15 protein-coding genes, 1 tRNA gene and 1 pseudogene are annotated in these 24,985 nt (G+C 70.0%); 15 read left to right on the top strand and 2 right to left on the bottom strand.

What is annotated here, in order from left to right; translation table 11 throughout:
* Positions 1-134 precede the first annotated feature (134 nt).
* From drmA to ACZ3KP_RS07775, 4 genes and pseudogenes are all read left to right on the top strand, one after another.
* Complete coding sequence (drmA, locus tag ACZ3KP_RS07790; protein WP_467497289.1) at positions 135-3,992, top strand: DISARM system helicase DrmA; 3,858 nt, start codon at positions 135-137, stop codon at positions 3,990-3,992.
* The gene (drmB, locus tag ACZ3KP_RS07785) at positions 3,989-5,896 is read left to right on the top strand and encodes a DrmB family protein (protein WP_467497287.1); all 1,908 of its coding nucleotides are present in this window, start codon (positions 3,989-3,991) and stop codon (positions 5,894-5,896) included. The genes drmA and drmB overlap by 4 nt, the downstream gene beginning before the upstream one ends.
* Entirely contained in the window at positions 5,893-6,675 is a 783-nt protein-coding gene (gene drmC, locus ACZ3KP_RS07780; RefSeq protein WP_467497285.1) for a DISARM system phospholipase D-like protein DrmC, read from the top strand. Before drmB ends, drmC begins: the two co-directional genes overlap by 4 nt.
* Positions 6,676-8,160: 1,485 nt before the next feature.
* A pseudogene (locus ACZ3KP_RS07775) lies at positions 8,161-9,168 on the top strand (recombinase family protein); the annotation flags it as partial.
* Positions 9,169-9,309: 141 nt separating this feature from the next.
* Here the strand turns inward: ACZ3KP_RS07775 and ACZ3KP_RS07770 are convergent.
* Together ACZ3KP_RS07770 and ACZ3KP_RS07765 are read right to left on the bottom strand one after the other, a co-directional pair.
* Positions 9,310-9,789 carry a hypothetical protein gene (locus ACZ3KP_RS07770; RefSeq protein ID WP_467497283.1) on the bottom strand — a complete coding sequence of 160 codons (480 nt, stop codon included), beginning with the start codon at positions 9,787-9,789 and terminating at the stop codon, positions 9,310-9,312.
* Positions 9,790-10,127: 338 nt separating this feature from the next.
* Positions 10,128-10,199: transfer RNA gene (locus ACZ3KP_RS07765), tRNA-Arg, on the bottom strand.
* A 152-nt stretch (positions 10,200-10,351) separates the two neighbouring features.
* Between ACZ3KP_RS07765 and ACZ3KP_RS07760 the strand changes: the two genes are divergently transcribed.
* From ACZ3KP_RS07760 to prfA, 11 genes are all read left to right on the top strand, one after another.
* Positions 10,352-10,813: a response regulator gene (locus ACZ3KP_RS07760; protein ID WP_387145477.1), complete on the top strand. Its 462-nt coding sequence runs from the start codon at positions 10,352-10,354 to the stop codon at positions 10,811-10,813.
* A 267-nt stretch (positions 10,814-11,080) separates the two neighbouring features.
* Positions 11,081-12,367 (top strand): ArgS-related anticodon-binding protein NrtL, encoded by a 1,287-nt coding sequence (gene nrtL / locus ACZ3KP_RS07755; protein ID WP_467497281.1) that lies wholly within the window; start codon positions 11,081-11,083, stop codon positions 12,365-12,367.
* Positions 12,368-12,386: 19 nt separating this feature from the next.
* Entirely contained in the window at positions 12,387-13,778 is a 1,392-nt protein-coding gene (gene lysA / locus ACZ3KP_RS07750) for a diaminopimelate decarboxylase (RefSeq protein ID WP_467497279.1), read from the top strand.
* Positions 13,779-13,993: 215 nt separating this feature from the next.
* Positions 13,994-15,283 carry a homoserine dehydrogenase gene (locus ACZ3KP_RS07745; protein WP_132888991.1) on the top strand — a complete coding sequence of 430 codons (1,290 nt, stop codon included), beginning with the start codon at positions 13,994-13,996 and terminating at the stop codon, positions 15,281-15,283.
* A 6-nt stretch (positions 15,284-15,289) separates the two neighbouring features.
* Entirely contained in the window at positions 15,290-16,348 is a 1,059-nt protein-coding gene (gene thrC, locus ACZ3KP_RS07740; protein ID WP_467497277.1) for a threonine synthase, read from the top strand.
* Between the two features lie 337 nt (positions 16,349-16,685).
* A complete protein-coding gene (thrB, locus tag ACZ3KP_RS07735; RefSeq protein WP_360560842.1) occupies positions 16,686-17,615 on the top strand; it encodes a homoserine kinase in 930 nt (309 codons plus the stop codon).
* Between the two features lie 405 nt (positions 17,616-18,020).
* Positions 18,021-20,063 carry a transcription termination factor Rho gene (rho, locus tag ACZ3KP_RS07730; RefSeq protein ID WP_467497275.1) on the top strand — a complete coding sequence of 681 codons (2,043 nt, stop codon included), beginning with the start codon at positions 18,021-18,023 and terminating at the stop codon, positions 20,061-20,063.
* 199 nt (positions 20,064-20,262) lie between these two features.
* Entirely contained in the window at positions 20,263-22,032 is a 1,770-nt protein-coding gene (locus ACZ3KP_RS07725) for a trypsin-like serine protease (protein ID WP_467497273.1), read from the top strand.
* Between the two features lie 218 nt (positions 22,033-22,250).
* Positions 22,251-23,387 carry an LCP family protein gene (locus ACZ3KP_RS07720; protein WP_467497271.1) on the top strand — a complete coding sequence of 379 codons (1,137 nt, stop codon included), beginning with the start codon at positions 22,251-22,253 and terminating at the stop codon, positions 23,385-23,387.
* A gap of 169 nt (positions 23,388-23,556) precedes the next feature.
* Positions 23,557-23,781, top strand: a complete 225-nt coding sequence (gene rpmE, locus ACZ3KP_RS07715) for a 50S ribosomal protein L31 (RefSeq protein ID WP_132888899.1) — start codon at positions 23,557-23,559, stop codon at positions 23,779-23,781.
* A 113-nt stretch (positions 23,782-23,894) separates the two neighbouring features.
* On the top strand, positions 23,895-24,971 hold the full coding sequence (gene prfA, locus ACZ3KP_RS07710; protein ID WP_132888993.1) for a peptide chain release factor 1: 1,077 nt from the start codon (positions 23,895-23,897) through the stop codon (positions 24,969-24,971).
* Positions 24,972-24,985: the final 14 nt, after the last annotated feature.

Here is a 24,985-nt window from a genome sequence, read left to right as displayed (position 1 = left end):
TTGCCACGCTCGCTGAATCTCGCAAAACTCATTGTGAACTAAGTCAATAGACATCATGCTGAAGTTACTCGCCATGTCACACCCGCGCGATAGCCTCACCCCATTGGCTCACCCCTGGCAGAAAGGGCCCGCCCATGCCGTCGTCCCCGCCCGCCGCCCCCGGCGTGCCGCATCCGCTGAACGAGGTGCCGCAGACCTTCCGCCCCGGGGACTCATACGACGTACGCGACGGGCTGGTGGAGTACATCCGTCGGGACCTCCTCGGCCCCTGGGACGGGGAGACGGAGGAACTGCCGCACCGGTCGGCGGGGCCGCGCGACCGGTATCTCGTGGGCATGCTCGGGCCCCGCCCGGACGGTGGCGACGACGCCCGCCGGATGGCCCGCATCGCAGCCCAGAGCAGCGACGACGAACCCGGCAGTGACGACGGGCAGGCCGCCGAGGGCGGTGAACTGCCCGAACGCCTCACCCCGCAGGCCGCCGGCCGTATCTGGGCCTCCTCCATGGGGTTGTCCTTTGTCGTCCCGGCGTCGATCGGCACCATCAGCGTCACCGCACGCTGGGGGCGGTACTCGCTGGCCGAAAGGATCATCGACACCAGCCCGAATCCGGTGCGCGTATGGGGGCGCGAGCCTGTCACGCACCATCCCATCGACATCCAGGTCACCCGGTTCGGAGACCAGCGCCGCGTCCTGGAGGGGGACGCGACGCAGGGCGTCCACCTCGACGTACAGGTTCGCGAGCGCCCGGCCGGAGCGGCGGGCGAAGACCTGCGCGTCGTCGAGGTCGCCCTCGTCAACCGGCTTCCCGAGAGCACCTCCGACCGCAGGGACACCCAGTGGCTGTTCCAGACCGGCCTTGAGGTCGCTGCGTTCCCCGACGACCGGGCGGCCGTCTTCCTGCCCATCGACGACCCGCTGGACCCCAGGTCGGTAGGCGCCTCCGAGGAAGCGGAGGAGCGGCGGCTGCGGCTCCTCTACCGCGACAGCCTCCGCTATGCCGTCGGCCGCAACGTCGCCGTCAAGGCCGACGTCCGGCACGGCGAGCGGCGGGCTCACCGGCTGGCCACCACCTGGCTGCCCGAGTACGACGTGCGCGCCACCACCGCCCCCAAGATCGACGAACAGCCGCTGCTGGCCGGGCTGGAGCTCGGCATGGACGAACTCGCCGCCCTCGCCGTGCCCGGACGCCGCCTGGAACTGAGCGCCGCCCTGGCCCCACTCGCCGACGGCTACAGCAACTGGCTCCAGACACAGCGGGAGAAGGCACGGACCCTCCCCGACGATCTGCGACAAGCGGCCGAGGCAGCCATCGACCAGGCCGAGGACGTGTGCCATCGCATCGCCTTCGGTATCGACGTCCTGTCCACCGACGACGACGCGCTCGAAGCGTTCCGGTTCGCCAACCGGGCGATGGCCCTCCAGCGGCGTAACACCGCCATCGCCGCCCGGCGTGCCGGGCACGAAGACGATCCCGCCTCCTACCGGTCGGCCCACCAGGAGGTGCACGTGCAGGGCAAGGAGGCGGCAGGCTGGCGGCCCTTCCAGCTCGCCTTCGTCCTGCTCAACCTGGCCTTGCTGAGCGCGCCCGGTCACCCGCACCGCGGTACCGGGCGCGAGGCCCTCGTAGACCTGTTGTTCTTTCCCACCGGCGGCGGCAAGACCGAGGCCTACCTGGGCCTGGCCGCGTACACCTTCGCCCTGCGCAGGCTCCAGGGCATCGTGGGCAGCGGTGCAGAGGCCCGGGACGGCAGCGCGGGCGTCGCCGTCCTCATGCGCTACACCCTGCGACTACTGACGGCCCAGCAGTTCCAGCGGGCCGCCGCCCTGGTCAGCGCCTGCGAGGTGCTGCGCCGTGAGGAGTACGCGCGCGACCGGCGCTGGGGCGGCACCCCGTTCCGTATCGGACTGTGGGTCGGAACCTCGGTGTCCCCGAACTGGTTCGGCGAGGCGCAGGAGCAGATCGCGGGAGCCCGTGAGAGCGCCAGCGACAAGCACGCACGGGTCATCCAGGTGCTCAGCTGCCCCTGGTGCGGGCAGGGCCTGACCGCCCACTCCAACATGGACTACGACGCCGACCGGCGCCGTGTGCTGCTGTACTGCCCGCGGGGCGAGGGTGAGGACCGCTGCCCCTTCTCCCGGCTCGGCTCACCCGGCGAGGGCATCCCCGTGCTCACCGTCGATGAGGAGATCTACCGCCTCGCCCCCGCCATGGTCATCGCCACCGTCGACAAGTTCGCCCAGCTGCCGTGGAACGGCTACGCCGGGCTACTCTTCGGCCGCGTCACCGAATGGTGCCCGCGCCACGGCTACCGCCACGACGACCTCGACGAGCGCACCGGCTGCCGAAGCCGCCACACCCGCAAGGGGGCGCTGGAGGGGGTGACGGCCCAGCCCGTCACCCGGCTGCGTCCCCCGGACCTGATCATCCAGGACGAGCTGCACCTGATCTCCGGTGCGCTCGGCACCACCGTCGGACTCTTTGAGGCCGCCGTCGACCAGCTGTGCAGCTGGACGTACACCGACGCGGGCGGCGTACGTCACGACGTCGGCCCGAAGATCGTCGCGTCCACGGCCACCACCAAGCGCGCCGCCGAACAGGTGCGCGGCGTCTTCGCCCGGCAGGTCGCCGTCTTCCCGCCGCAGGTCCTGGACGTGGGCGACACGTTCTTCTCCCGGCAGGTGGAACTCGCCCGGGATAACCCCGGCCGCCGCTACCTCGGGGTGTGCGCCCACGGCACCCGGCTCAAGGCAGCCGAGATCCGGGTCGCCGAGATCCTGCTGCTTGCCGGACAGGAGCAGTTCGACACCTACGGGGCCGCGGCCGACCCGTACATGACGCTCGTCGGTTACTTCAACGCCACCCGTGAACTCGCCGGCATGCGCCGCTACCTCGACGACGACATCGCCACCCGCGTCCGCGCCAACGGAGGCCGCAAGGGGCACGACACGATCGCGGACCGTATCCCCACCAAGTCCGGGATGCTCACCATCCAGGAACTCACCTCCCGTATCTCCTCCGCGGACATCAGCGCCACCCTCAAACGACTGGAGGTGCCCTTCGACCCCGAACGGGACACCACGGAGCGCCGCAAGGCCTTCGCCGCCGAATACGTGGCGGCCCGGCGGGACAAGCGAGAACCGCGGGCCCGCATGACGCCCGTGCAGGAGCGCGCGGTGGACGTGGTCCTGGCCACGTCCATGCTCCAGGTCGGCGTCGACGTCTCCCGCTTCGGCCTGATGCTCGTCGTCGGCCAGCCCAAGAACACCGCCGAGTACATCCAGGCGTCCTCCCGCGTCGGCCGTGACGCACGCCGCCCCGGCCTGGTCGTCACCCTCTACAACTGGTCCCGGCCGCGCGACCTGGCACACTTCGAGGACTTCGCGCACTACCACGCGACCTTCTACCGCCAGGTCGAGGCCCTGTCGGTCACACCGTTCACCCGCCGCGCACTCGACCGCGGCACCGCACCGACGTACATCGCGGCGCTGCGCCAGGCCGCGTACGACAACTCCCGCAACACCGACGCCCAGCACGTCGATCTTTACGGCGACCTCGCCCGGCAGGTCGAACAGCGGCTGCTGGAGCGGGCGGACCGCGTCGGCGGGCAGCGCGCGCAGGACTACCTCACCGAACGCATCGACGCCCTCAAGGACCGCTGGGAGGAACGCCGTGAGGCCGGCGGCATCCTGGGCTACCGCAAGGAGAAGAAGAAGGACACCCTGGTCACCGGACTCCTCCACCGCGCCGACGGCTCCCGCTGGGACGAACTCACGGTACCCATGTCCATGCGGGAGACCGAGAACGAACTCAACCTGCTGCTGCCCGGCGGCGGCAACTTCGTGGACCAGCCCACCAACGGCGGGCCCGCCTGGCACTTCGGTGCCCGGGGAGGCGAGGACACCGGCGTGGACGGAGGCGACGGCGGCGCTCCGGTCGACGCCGACGAGTACGGGGACGCCGCACCGGCGGCAGGAAAGGGACGACGATGAGCGGCAACTACTACCGGCGCGTGGGCGCCGCACGCCCCAGCCACCTCATGTACACGGCTGGCGTGGGCGCGCTCGTCGACCTGCCCAACTTCTCCGTCCTGGTCAAGGGCCTCGAATCCTGGAGCCACACCGGGCTCCTCCCCGACGACTACCTCATCGAGGAACCCCGGCTGCGCACCGCCGTCAACCGGGCCCTCCAGCTCTACGGCCGCGCACAGATCAGCGAACTGCGCTCCGCCCCCTGGATGGAGGGAGCGGACGGCGCCCCCAAGGACTGGGCCGCGCAGGGCGTCGGCGTGCCCGTCACCCCCTTCCCGCAGTGGCTGCGCTGCACCGCCTGCAACCTGCTCGCCCCCATAGACTCCGACGCCTTCACCTTCCTCAACAACAACCCGCGCACCCCGCACGAGGCGAAGTTCGTCCACAGCGACTGCAAGTTCGGCAGGCCCCTAGCCGTGACCGCCCGCTTCACCCTGGTCTGCACGAACGGGCACCTCGACGAGTTCCCGTACGCGATGTTCGTCCACCGCGGCAATCCGTGCGCGAAGAGCCCCCGGCCCCTGATGCGCATGAAGGACCACGGCGGCAACCAGGCGGCCAACGTCACCCTCGAATGCGTCGCCTGTGGGGAGCGCCGCAACATCCGCGACGCGATGGGGGAGCGGGGCCGCGCCGAACTGCCCGCCTGCCGCGGCCGCCACCCCCACCTGTCCGCCTTCGAGAGCGACGGCTGCGACCGTGAGGCCACCCTGATGGTGGCGGGCGCCTCCAACCAGTGGTTCCCGATGACGCTCAGTGCCCTCGCCCTGCCGCCGAGCAGGAACCAGGACCTCACCGAACTGGTCGAGGAACGCTGGGTGGAACTGAAGAACGTCACCTCACGTCCCGTCTACGACGCGCTGTCCGCCATGCCGCAGTTCACCTATCTCAGGGAATACGACCCGGACGCGCTGATCGCCGCCATCGAGGCCCGCAGACAGGGCACCGCCGGACAACAGAGCCAGGACGCGGCGGCGGTGGCGGCCGACCTGCTCAGCCCTGAATGGGACGTCCTCGCCGCACCGCACGTACCCGACCCCACCGACGACTTCGCGATGGAGAGCGTCACCGTCCCCGCGGCGCTCGGCGAACTGTTCGCGGACGTCCGCCAAGTACAGCGGCTGCGGGAGGCTCGCGCGCTGGTTGGTTTTACTCGGCTCGACGCCCCCGACCCTGAATCGGAGGAGATCGCCACCCTCGTACGCCTCTCCCGCACCTCGCAGAACTGGGTGCCGGCCAGCGAGGTACGCGGCGAGGGCATCTTCCTGCGCGTGCGCGAGGACCTAATGGCCGAGTGGGAGGACCGGATGCAGAAGTCGCCGCAGATGGCGGCCCACCGGGAAGCCTTCGGCCGGTTTCGCAGCAACCGCAAATCGGACCGCATTACCGGCCCCTTCGACCCCATGCGCGGCTGGCCCGGTGAACGTTACATAGCCCTGCACACCCTCTCCCACATGGTGATCCGCACCATCGCCCTGGAATGCGGCTACAGCTCGGCGAGCCTCGGCGAACGCATCTACGCCGGAGACGAGGAGAAGACCCGCACCGGCATCCTCATCTACACCGCCGTTCCCGACTCCGAGGGCACCCTGGGAGGCCTCGTGTCTCTGACCGAGAACCCCCACTTCGAACGGATCGTGCGCAGGGCGCTGGAAGATGCCGCGCGCTGCTCCTCCGATCCGCTGTGCGCCGAACGGCTGCCGAAGGATCCAGCGGACTACCTGCATGGCGCGGCCTGCCACGTCTGCCTGTTCGTCTCTGAGACCACCTGCGAACGCGGCAACCGCTTCCTGGACCGCCGTTTCCTCGTCCCGCTGGGCGACGACACCGACCAGGTCCTCACCCCTGTGAATCTGCGGCCGTGAGCCGCCGGGATTTCGAAGCGGTGGCAGAGCAGGCGGTCGTCCTGCTCGGGCCGTCCCGTGCCAAGGACCTGGCTGGGGTCTTCGCCCGGGGCCGGGGACTTGAGCACGCGCTGCTTGTAGTCCAAGTCCCGGCCGCGGTCAATGCGATACGGAGCCTGTACGACGCGGCGGAACGGGACCGTGTTCCGTTCCCCGACGTCGCCGCCTACCTGCGCGGGTTCGTTGCCGGATGGTCCCGGCGCCACGGCGAGGCTGAAGTACGCACCGTCTGGAGCGGGCCCGCCACCCCTGGCGTGCCCGCCCGTGCCACTGCGAGGGTTCTCACAGACCTCGTCGGTCGCGCCGACTCAGAGCTGCTGGCCATGACGTACGCCGCCCGGCCCTACCCTCCGCTCCTGAGTGCCCTGCGAGATGCCGTGACGCGGGGCGTGGATGTCCACATCGTCGTGGAGACCCTTGAAGGCGCTGGCGGACTGCTCTCCGGGCCTGAACCGGCCGACGCCTTCACCTCGGTACGGGGCCTGAGACTGTGGCACTGGACACCCTCGGCACGCGAGCACCAACGTGCCCGCCAGCACGCCAAACTGGCCGTCGCCGACCGCCGCACTCTGCTGGTGGGCAGCGCTAACCTCACCGAGTCCGGGGTCAACAAAAACCTTGAAGCCGGCGTGCTTGTCACAGGCGGTACCGCTCCGAGAAGGGCCGCGGAACATATTCGGGAACTGCAGCGGCTGAGAGTCCTCAGGCCCTTGCATGAAATTAGCGAAAGCCGGTCCTGAGATACCTATCGCAGCGCTTTGGTTCGAATGGCGGTTGCCCTGTCGTTTCGGGGGTCGTATCCCCCGTCGTTTCTGTGTACGTCCTTGGATGCGACACCCCACGTAGGTGCCAGGATGCAGCTCAGGTGCACCGCGAGCCACTGCCGCGCGAGGGCGACTGTATATCGGTGCAGCAATGCATCCCGATCTACTGGTGAACGGCGCCCGCCTTCGAACTTCGAATCTGAAGATCATTCGCCGTAGCTTGCGCTGAGGCGCCGCCGCAGTTTCCCCGGGGCGCGGAAAATTGAGACCGTGCTGTTCCGGCGTTTACAGGTACCTGCTGACAGTCCAGCGTCTTTGGTTAGCGGACTGGGTGGACTCGGCGACTGTCGACTCGGCCTGTCCCGCCGGACCGGTGAAGCGAAGCGGTCTGACGCACGGCATGAGCCAGATCGGCGGCAACGAGAGATCGTGCCGATCGGTAGAAGATCAGCTCCGGACCACAGATCTCTGGCTTGGCGCGTAGGCGCCTGGATGCAGGCTGTAGCAGATTCAAAGCACGGCGGATTGGCGTCAGTGGCGAGAGAGGGTGTCCGCTGCACAGGCACATTGCTGCGGGCGGCGCCCGGCGCCCGGCACCCCCCATATGCCGGGTGCCACCGGGCCGCTGTTCGGGGGTTGTGGTGCCCCCGTGGGCCTATTAGCGGCGATCTGCCGGGGTGGGGTGTGCGCCATGTCGGTAGCAGGGCTCCGATCGAGGTCGAGTCCGATCGGTGGCCGATCTCAGCCTGGTGGAGTAGCGCACTCGATCGGTCGGCCCGGTTCGGTGCAGCGGCCGGGCCTCGAGGTCGTCTCAGAATTCCGAGCCTCTGCCGGAGCGGCAGGTTCAACGGGGACTCAACTTCAATCCGGCCGGGGCCGCGCTGTTTCTCTCCAGCACTTCCCGGGAATCGAACAAGGAAGATTTTGATCGCGATCCAGTGAAGCCGAGGGGCTGGAAGGTGGCTCGCCAGTGGCTCGCTTCCCCTTCTGCCTGCGAAGAGTTGCTCGTGATCGGCGCTCTGTCCAAAGTATCAAGAAGGGTGGATGTGGCTCTCTTTCATTCGAACAGCCGTTGAGATGGTGGCAATTGCGCCGCACGGGATCTCTATTAGGTGACGTCAGCATCGGAACCGGGCTGGGCCCGCAGTAGCCGGAGCAACCGTGAACCACCCCTCGCACCCTCAAATCGACACGCCGGACGGCGGTCTTGACGACACGGCCGAGGCGGAGCGTCCATGGACGGCGACCGTCAGCGTCACCCCGGGAAAGCCCTGCACAGCCCAGAGACCGCGGGCGGTCGTGGAGTACGTCACTGTCGACGGGGAGGACGCTCAAGCTCTGGCCCAGCGCCAAGGTGCCGCGATCTGCGAGGTGTTGGAGTGGCTGTACGGCCGCCACAGTGCCCCACCGGAAACCGGACAGGCCGAAGCCGGCCGCCCTGAGCCACCCCGCACATAACCAATGGGAGAGGGACGCCACATGCCCGCCACCCCACCTGCGCCCCGGTCGTCCTGGGCGCCTCCCGTACCTGGCCGCCCCTGGGCCACCGACGGCATCCCGGACGCCGCGGCGCTCCCGGTGACCGTCCCGGTGGCCTGGCTCGGCCGGACCTCTACGGAGGATGCCCAGGACCCGACGCTGTCGCTGCCCCGGCAACTGCGCAATGCCAGAGCTGCCCTACCGCCCGGCTGGGTCATCGTCGCCCACTTCTACGACGTCGAGTCCGGTCGCAAGGAACTGCACGAGCGGGGCAACTCCCTTGCCCACCAGAACTTCAAGATCCCTGTCCCGCGAGACGGCAGCGTTGCCGATCTCCTCCAAGAGGCCCAGTGTCCGGACCGCCGCTTCGCCGCCGTCATCTGCGAGTCGATCGAACGTGTCGCCCGTCGCACCTACTTCGGCACGAAGATCGAGTACGAGCTGGAGCAGGCCGGAGTCGCCCTCTGCGCCGCCGACGAACCGATCGTTACTGGCCCCAGAGCCAAGCGCGCCACACCGACCCTCACCCGGCGCGTCAAGCAGGCCGTCTCCGAGTGGTACGTACTGCAGATGCTCGAGCTGTCCTGGGACGGCTTCATCGAGCACGTCTCCCAGGGCTGGAATGTGGGCAAGCCTCCCTATGGCTACCTGGCGGAGAAGGTGCCCCATCCCGTCCCGGCTCGCCGAGCCGAGGGTCGTACCAAGCACCGGCTCATTCCCGACCCGCTGCGGGCCTCGGCGGTCACCCACATCTTCCAGCTCCGCGGGCTGGACAAGCTCGGCTACGACGCCATCGCCGACCGTCTGAATCTGGACCTCGCCGCATACCCGCCTCCGGAGCCGGCCCGGCCGGACGCGGCCCTGGGCCGCTGGAGCGGATCCGCCGTGCGAGAGATCCTTCGCAATCCCAAGTACACGGGCTACCAGGTCTGGAACCGCCGCGCGATGAAGAAGGGCGGCTGCTACAACGACCCGAAGGACTGGGTGTGGTCGCCCCGGCCCGCCCATGAGCCTCTTGTCACCAAGGAACTGTTCGACGCCGTCTCTACCGTGGGCCGCCAGCGTCAGGGATCCCGCACCACCCACGGAGCCAACGCCCACCCGGCCACCAAGCGCTCCTACGCCCTGCGGTCATACGTCTACTGCGACATCTGTGCCCGCCGCATGTTCGGTAAGACCCGCCACCAGATCTCCTACTACGCCTGCCAGCCCGACCCGAACGAACATCGTGATCAACCGTGGTTTCCCGACCACCCCAAGAGCCTGTGGGTCCGAGAAGAGATCCTGATCACCTGCGTCTCTCGCTTCTTCGCCACCAGGATCTTCGGCCCCGATCGGCGCGGCCACCTCACAGCCGCACTCGAAGCCGCTCGGTCGGCGGATGGTGCCGGAGACCGCATCGCCAACGAGCGGGCGGCTCTGGAGCGCGCCATCACCGCCATCGGCCAGCGCCAGGCCCGCCTCATCCGCACGCTCGCCGACGGTTTCGGCGGCGACGAGGCGGCCGACGATTTCGACCCGGATCAGGAGAAGCAGTTCCGCGACGCGATCCGCCGTGAACACGCCACGCTGGGCGCACAACGCCAACAGCTCGCCGAGCAACTGGCTCACCTGCAATCGCCGAAACAGGTGGCACAACCCGCCGACAGCGCGGCTCTACTGGATGCGCTCCCGCACCTCGATGTGGACCTCACCTTGGTCCCGGAGGAGATCCAACGAAGGCTCTACAACGCCTTTGGGCTGGAGGTCCGCTACAGCCGGCCTCGCGAAGAACTGACCCTACGGGTGACCATCCCGTGGCATCTGCTTGACGGACTGGTGTCCGTAACCCGCGAGCTAGACCCGTGGAACAAAAAATCGGGTCCCTGCACCGAAGTGCTGGAACCCGATCATGGCACTCGGAATGGACAAGCCCGACAAAATCGGCGTGACCGTTCCCATTTTTCGAGTGCCCCCGGCAGGATTCGAACCTGCGCACACGGCTCCGGAGGCCGTTGCTCTATCCCCTGAGCTACGGGGGCGTCTGGCTTTGAGCTGTTGCTCGCGGCGACGGGTAGAACACTACCAGCTCGGTCGGGGTGATCAGGAACGGGTTTCCCCGGGAGCCCTCCTCGGAGGGGCGGAACTCGGGAAAAGCCGGACGCGGTGGCCGGTCCCGACCTACTCTCGAGTTGTGCCAGGGGCGTCCGGCCGGGTCCTCGTTGTGGACGACAACAAGGTCATCCGGCAGCTGATCAGGGTCAATCTCGAACTGGAGGGTCTCGAGGTCGTGACCGCGGCCGATGGTGCCGAGTGTCTGGATGTCGTTCATCGCGTGCGGCCCGACGTGATCACCCTCGATGTCGTCATGCCGCGGCTGGACGGGCTGCGGACCGCCGCCCAGCTGCGTGCCGACCCGCGGACTCAGGATCTTCCCCTCGCCATCGTCAGCGCCTGTACCCAGCATGAGGTCGAGGCTGGGCTCGGTGTCGGTGTCGATGCCTTTCTCGCCAAGCCCTTCGAACCCGATGAACTTGTGCGGGTGGTGCGGGAGTTGCTGGAGCGGGGGAGACGCGGGTCTGCGGGGCCCGAGGTGGGGGACGGTGTCGGCGAGTACTCCGGGGAGCGGGCCGAAGGCGATCCCGTCTGTCCGTGACCACTGTGGTTCAGGCGACCCTGGTGGTCCAGGCTGCCCCAGTGGCTCAAGCGACCCCGGTGGCCGGGGCGGGGTCAGGGTTCAGGTGTCCCTTATTCCGGGTATTCCGAGTATTCCGGGTCCGGTCTCAGGCGGTCCGGGCTCGCGTCGCCCCGGCTCGTCAGCGTGCCCGGTTGCGCCGGCCAGGGAGCGCGGGGATCGTCCATGTCCCGGACCTCGGCCGAACCGGCTCGCCTACCCACCCCCCTCCTCCCCTACGCTTGTCCCGTGACCCCCGTCGAGCTCTCCCGTACCGTGCTGCGCGCGGTGCGTCGTGCCGTGGATGAGGGGGAGCTGAGCGTGACCGTGCCGGAGCGGGTCGTGGTGACGCCGCCGGGGCCCGGCGGCTGCGGGGACTACGCCACCAACGTCGCGCTCCAGCTGGCCCGCCCGGCCGGGCAACCCCCCCTGCGGGTCGCCGAGATCCTGCTGCCCCACCTCGCGGACTGCGCCGGCGTCGACGACGTCGTCGTCACCGGGCCCGGGTTCCTCAACATCTCGCTCAGCGCCACCGCCTCCCCGACCGCCGCCCTCGTCGCTGAGATCCGCGCCCTCGGGGCCGCCTACGGTCACAGCGACGCCCTCGCCGGGCAGGTGGTCGCGCTCCGGGTGCCGTACGACGTGCGCGCCGAGGTCGTCGCCGACGCGGTGGTGCGGCTCGTCGCCAGTCAGGGCGGCCGGGGCGAGGTTGGGCACGGTGAACCCGTCACCCTGCGACCCGTACCCGCGCCGGAGGACCCCGCGCCGCTCGGGCCCGACGCCGCCCAGTGGGCCCTGCTGCATCCCGCCGCGCACGACCGGCCCCGGATCACCGCCGACCATCTGGTGCAGCGGGAGAGCAATCCGCTGTTCCGGGTGCGGTACGCCCACGCCCGCGCGCGTGCCGCCATGCGCGGCGCCGCCCGGCTCGGGTTCGGCCCCGAAGCCGGTGACCTTCGGTTCGGCCCCGAAGCCGGTGAGCTTCCCGACGCGCCCGCCGTGCGCGGCGCCGCCCGGCTCGGGTTCGGCCCCGAAGCCGGAGAGCTTCGGTTCGGCCCCGAAGCCGGTGACCTTCTCGACGCGCCCGCCACGCTGGACGCGCCAGCCTCGCTGAACGCGCCCGCCACGCTGAACGCCCCCGCCGCCCCCGCCCCGCGCGGCGCCGCCCCGCTCGGGCTCGCCGCCGACACGAACGACCTGCCCGACGCCCCCGCCGCCGGCGCGGGACACCTGCCCGACGCCCCCGCCGCCGACACGGGCGACCTCTCCGACGCCCCCGCCGCCCTCGTCGCCGCCCTCGCCGACTACCCCCGGATCCTCACCGCCGCCGCCACCCACCGTGCCCCCGACCGGCTCGCCCGGCACCTGGTCACCGTCGCCGATGCCGCCCTGCCGTTCCTCGTGACCGTGCTGCCCCGTGGTGACGAGAAACCCTCGGCCGCCCACCGCGCCCGGCTCGCGCTCGCCGAAGCCACCGGGACGGTGCTGGCCGGCGGCCTGTCCCTGCTCGGCATCGACGCACCCGAACACCTCTGAAGAGAGCGCCAGAAGAGCCATGAGCCGTTCCGCACACCCCGCCGGGCCCCGGCACGCCGACGTCCTGCCCGAAGGCCACTACGCAGCTCCGCCCACCGACCTCAACGCGCTCGACGGCAAGGTGTGGGCCCAGACGGTCACCCGTGACGCCGACGGCGTCGTCACCGTCGGCGGTGTCGACGTGAAGACCCTCGCCGAACAGCACGGCACCCCCGCCTACATCCTCGACGAGACCGACTTCCGCGCCCGGGCGCAGGCCTGGCGCAGCGCCTTCGGGCACGACGCCGACGTCTTCTACGCGGGCAAGGCGTTCCTGTCGCGCGCCGTCGTGCGCTGGCTGCACGAGGAGGGGCTGAACCTGGACGTGTGCTCCGGCGGCGAGCTGGCCACCGCGCTGTCCGCCGGGATGCCCGCCGACCGGATCGCCTTCCACGGCAACAACAAGTCCGTCGACGAGATCACCAGGGCCGTCGAGGCCGGTGTCGGACGGATCGTGCTCGACTCCTTCCAGGAGATCGTCCGCGTCGCCCACATCGCGCAGGGACTCGGCAAGCGGCAGCGGGTGCAGATCCGTGTCACCGTCGGCGTCGAGGCCCACACGCACGAGTTCATCGCCACCGCCCACGAGGACCAGAAGTTCGGGATTCCGCTGGCGGGCGGGCAGGCCGCGGAGGCTGTGCGGCGGGCGCTGCAGCTGGACGGGCTCGAGGTCATCGGGATCCACTCGCACATCGGGTCGCAGATCTTCGACATGTCCGGGTTCGAGGTCGCCGCGCACCGGGTGGTGGGGCTGCTCAAGGACATCCGGGACGAGCACGGCGTCGAGCTGCCCGAGATCGACCTCGGCGGCGGGCTCGGGATCGCGTACACCAGTGACGACGACCCCCGTGAGCCGCACGAGATCGCCAAGGCACTGACCGAGATCGTGACGCGTGAGTGCGAGGCCGCCAAGCTGCGCACGCCGCGCATCTCCGTGGAGCCCGGGCGGGCCATCGTGGGACCGACCGCCTTCACGCTCTACGAGGTCGGCACGATCAAGCCGCTCGACAACCTCCGCACCTACGTCTCCGTCGACGGGGGCATGTCCGACAACATCCGGACCGCGCTGTACGACGCCGAGTACAGCGTCGCCCTGGTGTCGCGGACGAGCGATGCCGCGCCGATGCTCGCCCGCGTCGTCGGCAAGCACTGCGAGAGCGGCGACATCGTGGTGAAGGACGCGTTCCTGCCCGGCGACCTGGCACCCGGTGACCTCATCGCGGTGCCGGCCACCGGCGCCTACTGCCGTTCCATGGCGAGCAACTACAACCATGTGCTCCGGCCGCCCGTCGTCGCCGTCCGCGACGGCGAGTCCCGGGTGATCGTCCGCCGGGAGACGGAGGAGGACCTGCTCCGCCTCGACGTCGGCTGAATCGGCGCGGCGACCGACAGGCGTCGCGCACACGCGGTGGCATATCGGCGACCGACGGGAGTGGAAGATCTTCGGTCCTCCGAACGGAAGATCTTCTGTCTTCCGGCCCCACACAATGAAATAGATGTCTCACGATCCGGACCAAGGGTAGAAACCACCGTCCGGTGAGTGAGACTGGTCCAACCGTAGACGGTATGAGGAAACGAGGTCGGATGATGCGTACGCGTCCGCTGAAGGTGGCGCTGCTGGGCTGTGGGGTTGTCGGCTCAGAGGTGGCGCGCATCATGACGACGCACGCCGACGACCTCGCCGCGCGGATCGGCGCCCCGATCGAGCTGGCCGGTGTGGCGGTACGACGCCCTTCCAAGGTGCGTGAGGGCATCGACCCGGCCCTGGTCACCACCGACGCCACCGCCCTCGTCAAACGTGGCGACATCGACGTGGTCGTCGAGGTCATCGGCGGGATCGAGCCCGCCCGCACCCTCATCACCACCGCGTTCGAGCACGGCGCCTCCGTGGTCTCCGCCAACAAGGCGCTGCTCGCCCAGGACGGCGCCGCCCTGCACGCGGCCGCCGACCAGCACGGCCGGGACCTCTACTACGAGGCCGCCGTCGCCGGCGCCATCCCGCTGATCCGGCCGCTGCGCGAGTCGCTCGCCGGCGACAAGGTCAACCGGGTGCTCGGCATCGTCAACGGCACCACCAACTTCATCCTGGACAAGATGGACTCCACGGGCGCCGGCTACCAGGAGGCCCTCGACGAGGCCACCGCGCTCGGGTACGCGGAAGCCGACCCGACCGCCGACGTCGAGGGCTTCGACGCCGCCGCCAAGGCCGCCATCCTCGCCGGCATCGCCTTCCACTCGCGGGTCCGCCTCGACGACGTCTACCGCGAGGGCATGACCGAGGTCACCGCCGCCGACTTCGCCTCCGCCAAGAACATGGGCTGCACCATCAAGCTGCTGGCCATCTGTGAGCGGGCCGGCGACGGCGGCTCGGTCACCGCCCGCGTGCACCCCGCGATGATCCCGCTGACCCATCCGCTCGCCTCCGTGCGCGGCGCGTACAACGCCGTCTTCGTCGAGTCCGACGCGAGCGGACAGCTGATGTTCTACGGTCCCGGCGCCGGCGGCGCCCCGACCGCCTCCGCGGTCCTCGGCGACCTGGTCGCCGTCTGCCGCAACCGGCTCAGCGGGGCAACGGGGCCCGGCGAGTCGTCGTACGCCGCCCTGCCCGTCTCCCCGATGGGCGATGTCGTCACGCGCTACCACATCAGCCTCGACGTCGCCGACAAACCGGGTGTTCTCGCCCAGGTTGCCACCGTGTTCGCCGAGCACGGGGTGTCCATCGATACGGTGCGGCAGACCGGCAAGGACGGCGAGGCCTCCCTCGTCGTCGTCACCCATCGGGCCTCCGACGCCTCCCTCTCCGGGACCGTCGAGGCGCTGCGCAAGCTCGACACCGTGCGGGGTGTCGCCAGCATCATGCGGGTTGAAGGAGAGTAACCAGCAATGACCCACCAGTGGCGCGGAATCATCGAGGAGTACCGGGACCGGCTGCCCGTCTCCGACACCACGCCGGTCGTGACGCTCCGTGAGGGCGGCACGCCCCTCGTGCCCGCGCAGGTGCTCTCCGAGCGCACGGGCTGCGAGGTCCACCTCAAGGTGGAGGGCGCGAACCCGACCGGGTCCTTCAAGGACCGCGGTATGACCATGGCCATCTCCAAGGCCAAGGAGGCGGGCGCGCAGGCCGTCATCTGCGCCTCCACCGGCAACACCTCCGCCTCCGCCGCCGCGTACGCCGTGCGCGCCGGCATGGTCTCGGCCGTGCTCGTGCCGCGGGGGAAGATCGCGCTCGGCAAGATGGGCCAGGCCCTCGTGCACGGCGCGAAGATCCTCCAGGTCGACGGCAACTTCGACGACTGCCTCACCCTCGCCCGCGGCCTGAGCGAGAACTACCCGGTGGCGCTGGTCAATTCGGTCAACCCGGTGCGCATCGAGGGGCAGAAGACGGCCGCCTTCGAGATCGTGGACATGCTCGGGGACGCGCCCGACATCCACGTCCTGCCGGTCGGCAACGCGGGCAACATCACCGCCTACTGGAAGGGCTACAAGGAGTACGCCGGTGACGGCGTCTCCTCGAAGACCCCCCGGATGTGGGGCTTCCAGGCCTCCGGCAGCGCCCCGATCGTGCGCGGCGAGATCGTCAAGGACCCCTCGACCATCGCCACCGCGATCCGTATCGGCAACCCCGCCTCGTGGCAGTTCGCGCTCGCCGCGCGGGACGAGTCCGAGGGCCTCATCGACGAGGTGACGGACCGTGAGATCCTGCGCGCCTACCGGCTGTTGGCCGCCCAGGAGGGTGTCTTCGTGGAGCCCGCCTCCGCCGCCTCCGTCGCCGGTCTGCTGAAGGCCGCCGAGCAGGGCAAGGTGGACCCGGGCCAGCGCATCGTCTGCACGGTCACCGGCAACGGCCTGAAGGACCCCGACTGGGCCGTCGCCGGCGCTCCGCAGCCGGTCACGGTGCCGGTCGACGCGGCCGCCGCGGCGGAGCGCCTCGGCCTCGCCTAGAAAACCGCTCAAGGGGTACTCGAGGAGTGCTTGAGAAGTACTCGACTCGGTCGGCACATCGACCGACCCCGGCCGGGCAACCGGTGAAGCGCCTGTGGCGTCCTGACGAGTGGACTCCCTACGAAGGGGGCACAGGGGGCTTACGACACGCATCGTGCGCCTCCTGTGCGCCCTATGTCGCCACAGAACCTTCCTTCGATAGGCTGTACCGAACCCGCCCGCTGCATATGCCTGCGCATATGGTGCGGTGCCGCGCCGTCTCCACGGCCCGAGGTTCCCTCACGTACCTATCGAATGTCATTCGACCATCACGCAGCTCAAGGAGAGTCATCGAGCGATGGCCGGTCCAGCGTTCCGCGCCGCCGCCGTCCGGGTGCGCACCCCCGCCACCAGTGCCAACATCGGCCCGGGCTTCGACGCCCTGGGTCTCGCACTGGGGCTCTACGACGACGTCGTCGTCCGGGTGGCCGACTCCGGGCTGCACATCGACATCGCGGGTGAGGGCAGCGAGACGCTGCCACGTGACGAGAGTCACCTCCTCGTGCGCTCCCTGCGCACCGCCTTCGACCTGCTGGGCGGACAGCCCCGCGGCCTGGAGATCGTGTGCGCCAACCGCATCCCGCACGGCCGTGGCCTGGGCTCCTCCTCCGCCGCCATCTGCGCCGGCATCGTCGCCGCACGCGCGGTGACGATAGGCGGCGAGGCCAGGCTCGACGACGCCGCGCTCCTGGAGCTGGCCACCGAGATCGAGGGCCACCCCGACAACGTCGCGGCCTGCCTGCTCGGCGGTTTCACGCTCTCCTGGATGGAGTCCGGCGCCGCCCGGGCGATCAGGATGGAGCCCGCCGATTCCATCGTTCCGGTGGTTTTCGTGCCCGGAAAGCCGGTCCTCACGGAGACCGCGCGCGGACTGCTTCCGCGCTCCGTGCCGCACGTCGATGCGGCCGCCAACGCGGGCCGTGCCGCCCTGCTCGTCGAGGCCCTCACCCGGCGCCCCGAGCTGCTGCTGCCCGCCACCGAGGACCGGCTGCACCAGGAGTACCGCGCCCCGGCCATGCCGGAGAGCGCCGCCCTGGTGGAACGGCTGCGTGCCGACGGGGTCCCGGCCGTGATCTCGGGCGCCGGACCCACCGTGATGGCCCTGGCGGACGCCGACAGCGCCGAGAAGGTGCAGGCCCTGGCGGGTCCGGAGTGGGCCGCCAACAGGCTCGACCTCGACGCGCGAGGCGCGAGTGTGCTTCCGCTCGCGACCTCCAGTGACATCTGACCGCGTGCGATTGCCGGATTTGGAGAGGGGGAATGTTTGTTGGATCCGGTAGTGTTAACCTCAAGTCTGCACCCGACCCCACCATGGCGAGGTGCTTCACGTCCCCGTCCGGGACAGACATTCTTCCGGGAGTCTCCCAAGCCATTCAGCGTTCTGTATGACGTACCTGGGCAGTACGCCGTACGCGGACTCTGAGCAGGCCGCTGGGCACGCTCCGGAACAGGTGCGACCACGCCAACGTGACACCGGGTGCCACGGCTGACGAAGCGCCGTCACCAGAAATTCTCTCCGCCGCTTAGGCGGACCACCGCCCCGGCACGGTCCACACAGCAAGGACCGAAGCCGGACAGCACAACCGGTCGCCGAGCCAGACAGGCCGACGTCCGCTCCAGGGAAGGACCCTTCGTGAGCGACACCACCGATCTGATGGGCGCACGTGTCGAGGAGACCGCTGCCGCGCCCGCCACGGACGCCTCCGCGCCTGCCTCCGGTGCCGGCTCCCGGCGGCGCCGCGGTACCGGCCTCGAGGGCATGGTGCTGGCCGAGCTTCAGCAGGTCGCATCCGGCCTCGGCATCAGGGGCACCGCGCGCATGCGCAAGAGCCAGCTGATCGAGGTCATCAAGGAGGCCCAGGCCGGCGGCGGTGCCCCCGCCAAGGCCGAGGCGGCCACCGAGACCAAGCCGAAGCGCCGGGCCACCTCCAAGGCCCGAACGGGCGACGCCGCCGCCGAGAAGAAGGCGGAGCAGCCCGCCGAGGCTCCCGCCGAGAAGGCCGTGGCCCAGCAGCAGATCGAGATCCCGGGCCAGCCGGCCGGCTCCCGCGCGAGCGAGGCCGAGCGCGGCGGGGACGACGCCCCCACCGAGCGCCGTCGCCGGCGTGCCACCGCCGAGGCGGGCAGCCCGGCCGCGGGCGGCGCCGAGACGATCGTGGCCGAGGCGAAGACCGAGACCAGGGCCGAGACGCCCGCCCAGCAGGGCGAGGCCAAGGCCGACGCCGGTGACGGCGAGGGCCGTGGCCGCCGCGACCGCCGCGAGCGCGGCCGTGACCGCGACCGCCGCGGCAAGGGCGACGAGCAGCAGCAGGGCGGCCAGAGCGGCCAGGGCGGGCGTCAGGACCGCCAGGACCGTCAGCAGCAGGGCCAGGGCCAGGGCCAGCAGGGCGGCGGCCGTCAGGACCGCAACGTGGGCCCGCAGGACGACGACGACTTCGACGGCGGCCGTCGTGGCCGTCGCGGCCGCTACCGGGACCGTCGTGGGCGTCGTGGCCGTGACGAGATCGGCGGCGCCGAGCCGCAGCTGGCCGACGACGACGTCCTGATCCCCGTCGCGGGCATCCTGGACATCCTCGACAACTACGCGTTCATCCGGACCTCCGGCTACCTCCCGGGCCCGAACGACGTGTACGTCTCCCTCGCCCAGGTCCGCAAGAACGGCCTGCGCAAGGGCGACCACATCACCGGCGCGGTCCGCCAGCCGAAGGAGGGCGAGCGCCGCGAGAAGTTCAACGCGCTGGTCCGCCTCGACTCCGTCAACGGCATGGCGCCCGAACACGGCCGCGGCCGCCCGGAGTTCAACAAGCTGACCCCGCTCTACCCGCAGGACCGCCTCCGCCTGGAGACGGACCCGGGCGTCCTCACCACCCGGATCATCGACCTCGTGTCGCCGATCGGCAAGGGCCAGCGCGGTCTGATCGTGGCCCCGCCGAAGACCGGCAAGACCATGATCATGCAGGCGATCGCCAACGCGATCACGCACAACAACCCCGAGTGCCACCTGATGGTCGTCCTCGTCGACGAGCGTCCGGAAGAGGTCACCGACATGCAGCGGTCGGTGAAGGGCGAGGTCATCTCCTCGACCTTCGACCGCCCCGCCGAGGACCACACCACGGTCGCCGAGCTCGCCATCGAGCGCGCCAAGCGGCTGGTGGAGCTGGGCCACGACGTCGTCGTGCTGCTCGACTCGATCACGCGTCTGGGCCGTGCGTACAACCTCGCGGCGCCGGCGTCCGGCCGCATCCTGTCCGGTGGTGTCGACTCGACCGCCCTGTACCCGCCGAAGCGCTTCTTCGGTGCGGCCCGCAACATCGAGGACGGCGGATCCCTCACGATCCTCGCCACCGCCCTGGTGGACACCGGGTCCCGCATGGACGAGGTGATCTTCGAGGAGTTCAAGGGCACCGGCAACATGGAGCTCAAGCTCGACCGGAAGCTCGCCGACAAGCGCATCTTCCCGGCGGTGGACGTGGACGCGTCCGGCACCCGCAAGGAGGAGATCCTGCTCGGCAACGAGGAGCTGGCCGTCGTCTGGAAGCTGCGCCGGGTGCTGCACGCGCTCGACCAGCAGCAGGCGATCGAGCTGCTCCTCGACAAGATGAAGCAGACGAAGTCGAACGTCGAGTTCCTGATGCAGATCCAGAAGACGACGCCGACGCCCGGCAACGGAGACTGAGAGTCCCCGTAGATCTTCATAACCGGAAGCCGTCCCCCCTGGTGGGGACGGCTTCTGGCGTTTTCGCGACCGGTGTACGATCACGCCCTTCGGTCCTTTGACCGAATGTCGAACTCCATATCCCCAGGGGGGGACTCAGGTGGGCACACCCACGTCCGGGACCGGCCGTCACAGACGCCGGATACGTTTCGCTCTGCCCGTGGCCGCGGCCTCCGTCGCCGCCGCCGTCACGGCCGCACTGATCTCGACCTCCGCCAGCGCGGCCACCCGGCCGGTGCCGACGGTCAAGCCGGCCGTCACCGCGCCGTCGGGGACCACGCTGGAGCGGCGCGCCGCCGACGCGGTCGCCGCCGTCAACGGCGGGAGCACCGGCGCGAAGCCGTCGAGCAGCGGCTCCGCCGTCTCGCCGAAGATCATCGGTGGCGGTACGACCAGCATCTCCTCGGCGCCCTGGATGGCGCAGCTCTGGTACTACGACGACAAGGGCACCACCAGCACCAGCGACGACGTCGGCTTCTTCTGCGGCGGCTCGGTCGTCTCGCCCACGAAGATCCTCACCGCCGCGCACTGCGTCAAGGGCTACAAGTGGAGCACCACGAAGTCCGTGGTCATCACCGGCACCGCCGCGCTGCCCACCACCAACAGCGACGGCAGCGACAACCTGCACGGCGGCACCGTCTCCGGCGTCCTGCGCCAGTGGAACCACCCGTCGTACACCGTGTCGTCCCACGGCGTCCCCAACAACGACGTCGCCGTGCTCACCCTGGCCGCCCCGGTCAAGGCGACGCCGATCCGGATGACGACCAACACCGACACCGCGTCGTACACGGGCACCGCCGCCACGACCGCCAAGGTCTACGGCTGGGGCCGCACCAGCTCCACCTCGGACGCCATCTCCCCGACCCTGAAGACGGCCACGCTGCCCATCCAGTCCGACACCACCTGCACGGGCGGCTACGGCAGCGACTACGTCAAGGGCCACATGGTCTGCGCGGGCAAGGCCGCCACCGGCACCGACACGGGCACCACCACGGCCTGCAACGGCGACTCCGGCGGTCCGCTGGTCGTCGGCGGCCGGATCGTCGGCGTGGTCTCCTGGGGCGTCCAGAACTGCGTCGCCAAGGGCGCCTACAGCGTCTTCTCCAAGGTCAGCACCTACGTCGGTGCCGCCTACGCGCAGATCGCCGACACCAACCTGAGCTACACCGACGGCAAGGCCGACCTGTTCGCCCGCAGGTCCTCGACCAGGGTCGGCTACGAGCTGGACTCCAAGGGCACCTCGCTCGCCTCCCGCGTCTCGTGGGGTGACTGGAGCGGCGTCAACCTGATCCTCCAGGCCGACCTGAACCGGGACGGCTTCCAGGACCTCGTCTACCGGGTGTCGTCCACCGGCGACGTCTACTGGGACCACTTCGCTCTCAACAGCGCCCAGACCAACGGCTCCTGGGTCACGACGAAGATCTTCACCAACTGGAAGACCCGCAAGGCCGTCGTGATCCCCGGTGACCTCACCGGCGACTACCTGCCCGACGTCCTCTCCGAGGACTCCAGCGGCGTCCTGTGGCTGTACCCGGGCAAGGGCAACGGCACCTTCGCCGCCGCCGTCCGCATCGGCGGCGGCTGGAGCCAGTACAACCAGCTGCGCGGCGTCGGCGACTTCAACGGCGACGGCAAGGCCGACCTGCTGGCCCGCAGGAGCAGCGGCGGCGACCTGTACCTGTACAAGGGCACCGGCAAGTCCGGCACCGGACTCTTCTCGGCCCGCGTGAAGGTCCGCTCCGGCTGGACCGGCTACAACACCCTCGCCGCGGTCGGCGACCTGACCGGCGACGGCAAGGCCGACCTGGTGGCCCGTACGACCGGCGGAACGCTGTACCTCTACCCGGGCACCGGCAAGGGGACCAGCGAGATCTTTGCCACAAGGAAGTCGCTCGGCACCGGTTTCCAGCAGTACGACATCTTCGGCTGAAACACCTGGTGAGCGGGGTTCGCCCGGACTCACCCGATGACACGGTGTGCCCATCGCGTGACGCGGTGGGCACACCGTGTCGTGCAACCCTTTCCCGAGTTTCGCCGTCTGACCCGGCGGAGCGACGATGGTCCGGTACGTGCCGATGTTCCCGGTACGCCGGGCCTGACCCTGAAAGCAGGGGGTAACCGACCAGTCGTACGAGAACCGAGGAGCGCATGTCCGCCGAGAGCACGCCAGGGCCGCACATACCCGAGCCCCCCACGACGGCCGTCGGCCGCCGCGGCAGGGGCCGACGCCGCAAGCCGCCCGGCGGCGGCCGCAGGGCGCTGCGCGTCACGGCCTGGACGGCGGCGGGCATCCTCGTCCTCGGCGGCACCGGCGTCGGCTACCTGTACTTCAAGCTCAACGGGAACCTCAGGACCGTCGACATCAACCAGGTGCTCGGCTCCGACCGGCCCGCCAAGGTCGACAACGGCTCCGAGAACATCCTGGTCCTCGGCTCGGACACGCGTTCCGGCGCCAACCGGAAGCTCGGCGGCGGCGCCGACGACGGCAGCGCCCGCTCCGACACGGCGATGATCGTCCACGTCTACAAGGGGCACCGGCAGGCCAGCGTGGTCTCCATCCCGCGGGACACCCTCATCGACCGCCCGTCCTGCACGGACGCGCAGGGCACCGCGCACGACGCCGCGACCGGGGTGATGTTCAACTCCGCGTACTCCACCGGGGGCGCCACCTGCGCCGTCAAGACGGTCGAGGGCATGACCGGCATCCGCATGGACCACTACCTGGAGGTCGACTTCTCCGGCTTCCAGAAGCTCGTCGACGAACTCGGCGGGGTCACGCTCACCACCACCAAGGCCATCGACGACCCGCAGAGCCACCTCGACCTCAAGGCCGGCCGGCACACCCTCGACGGGCAGCAGGCGCTCGGCCTGGTGCGCACCCGGCACGGCGTCGGCGACGGCTCCGACCTGGGCCGCATCCAGCTCCAGCAGGCGTTCGTGAAGGCGCTGATCGACCAGGTCGAGCAGGTGGGGGTGTTCACCAGCCCCAAGAAGCTGTACGACCTGGCCGACACCGCGACGAAGACCGTCACCGCCGACTCCGACCTGGGCTCGGTGAACTCGCTGATCGACTTCGCGAACGGGCTGAAGTCCATCGGTGCGCAGAACATGCACATGGTGACGATGCCGGTCCGGTACGACCCGTCCGACCCGAACCGGGTGGTGGTCGCCGAGGCCAAGGCGAAGCAGGTGTGGGCCGCGCTGCGGAACGACGAGCCGATCCCGGCCTCCGCGACGAAGGGGACGGCGACGGGGCAGGCCGAGGGTGTCGTGACGTCGTCGTGAGGGTGCGGGCGGGCTCGCCCCCCTATGGGCGTAGCCCCTGGAATAAACATCCAAGGCCCCCGGTTTTGGGAGATACGGCCAGCCCTGGCAGACTGGACCGTCGGCCCCGGTTCACGCCCCGCAGCCCGCGACGGCGACCCGGTGCCCTCCCGATATCTAGGAGAACCCCTTGAAGCGCGACATCCACCCCGAGTACGTCGAGACGCAGGTCAGCTGCACCTGTGGCGCGTCGTTCACCACCCGTAGCACGATCACCAGCGGCACCATCCGTGCCGAGGTCTGCTCCGAGTGCCACCCGTTCTACACGGGCAAGCAGAAGATCCTCGACACCGGTGGCCGTGTGGCCCGCTTCGAGGCCCGCTTCGGCAAGGCTGCCGCCGGCAACAAGAAGTAGCGAGCCCGACTTCGCCGGTCCACGGCACGCCCCCGTGCGGGGTGTGCCCGGACCGGCGTTTTTGGTCGCCCGCCTTTCCTTCCCCCGTGCCGCAGCAGTATCAGGAGCCAAACATGTTCGAGGCCGTCGAGGAACTCGTCGTCGAGCACGCAGACCTGGAGAAGAAGCTCGCCGACCCGTCGGTCCACGCCGACCAGGCCAACGCGCGCAAGCTGAACAAGCGCTACGCCGAGCTCACCCCGATCGTCGCCACGTACCGCTCCTGGAAGCAGACCGGCGACGACATCGAGACCGCGCGTGAACTGGCCGCCGACGACCCCGACTTCGCCGCCGAGGTCAAGGAGCTGGACAAGCAGCGCGAGGAGCTCACCGAGAAGCTGAGGCTGCTGCTGGTGCCCCGGGACCCGTCCGACGACAAGGACGTCATCCTGGAGATCAAGGCCGGCGCCGGCGGCGACGAGTCCGCGCTCTTCGCCGGCGACCTGCTGCGCATGTACCTGCGGTACGCCGAGCGCGTCGGCTGGAAGACCGAGATCATCGACGCCACCGAGTCCGAGCTGGGCGGCTACAAGGACGTCCAGGTCGCCGTGAAGACCAAGGGCGGCCAGGGCGCGACGGAACCCGGGCAGGGCGTCTGGGCGCGGCTGAAGTACGAGGGCGGCGTGCACCGCGTGCAGCGGGTGCCGGCGACCGAGTCCCAGGGCCGGATCCACACCTCGGCGGCCGGTGTGCTCGTCACGCCGGAGGCGGAGGAGGTCGACGTCGAGATCAACCCGAACGACCTGCGGATCGACGTCTACCGGTCCTCCGGGCCGGGCGGCCAGTCCGTGAACACCACCGACTCCGCCGTGCGCATCACGCACCTGCCCACCGGGGTCGTCGCCTCCTGCCAGAACGAGAAGAGCCAGCTGCAGAACAAGGAGCAGGCCTTGCGTATCCTGCGCTCCAGGCTGCTCGCCGCGGCCCAGGAGGAGGCGGAGCGGGAAGCGGCCGACGCCCGCCGCAGCCAGGTCCGCACCGTCGACCGCTCCGAGAAGATCCGCACGTACAACTTCCCGGAGAACCGCATCTCGGACCACCGCGTCGGCTTCAAGGCGTACAACCTGGACCAGGTGCTGGACGGCGACCTCGACGCGGTCATCCAGGCCTGCGTCGACGCGGACTCGGCCGCCAAGCTCGCGGCCGCGTAAGGCACGTACGGCAC

It is taken from the genome of Streptomyces sp. NPDC020958, from assembly GCF_055562175.1.
The sequence above is the reverse complement of the archived record's forward strand: the minus strand, read 5'-3'. Positions and strand labels throughout refer to the sequence as shown.

Bases quoted from the DNA above. Each gene is read 5' to 3' on its own strand.
- thrC (WP_467497277.1), top strand. From the start codon at position 15,290: ATGACCCACCAGTGGCGCGGAATCATCGAGGAGTACCGGGACCGGCTG.
- ACZ3KP_RS07720 (WP_467497271.1), top strand. From the start codon at position 22,251: ATGTCCGCCGAGAGCACGCCAGGGCCGCACATACCCGAGCCCCCCACG.
- lysA (WP_467497279.1), top strand. From the start codon at position 12,387: ATGAGCCGTTCCGCACACCCCGCCGGGCCCCGGCACGCCGACGTCCTG.
- prfA (WP_132888993.1), top strand. From the start codon at position 23,895: ATGTTCGAGGCCGTCGAGGAACTCGTCGTCGAGCACGCAGACCTGGAG.
- thrB (WP_360560842.1), top strand. From the start codon at position 16,686: ATGGCCGGTCCAGCGTTCCGCGCCGCCGCCGTCCGGGTGCGCACCCCC.
- drmA (WP_467497289.1), top strand. From the start codon at position 135: ATGCCGTCGTCCCCGCCCGCCGCCCCCGGCGTGCCGCATCCGCTGAAC.
- ACZ3KP_RS07745 (WP_132888991.1), top strand. From the start codon at position 13,994: ATGCGTACGCGTCCGCTGAAGGTGGCGCTGCTGGGCTGTGGGGTTGTC.
- drmB (WP_467497287.1), top strand. From the start codon at position 3,989: ATGAGCGGCAACTACTACCGGCGCGTGGGCGCCGCACGCCCCAGCCAC.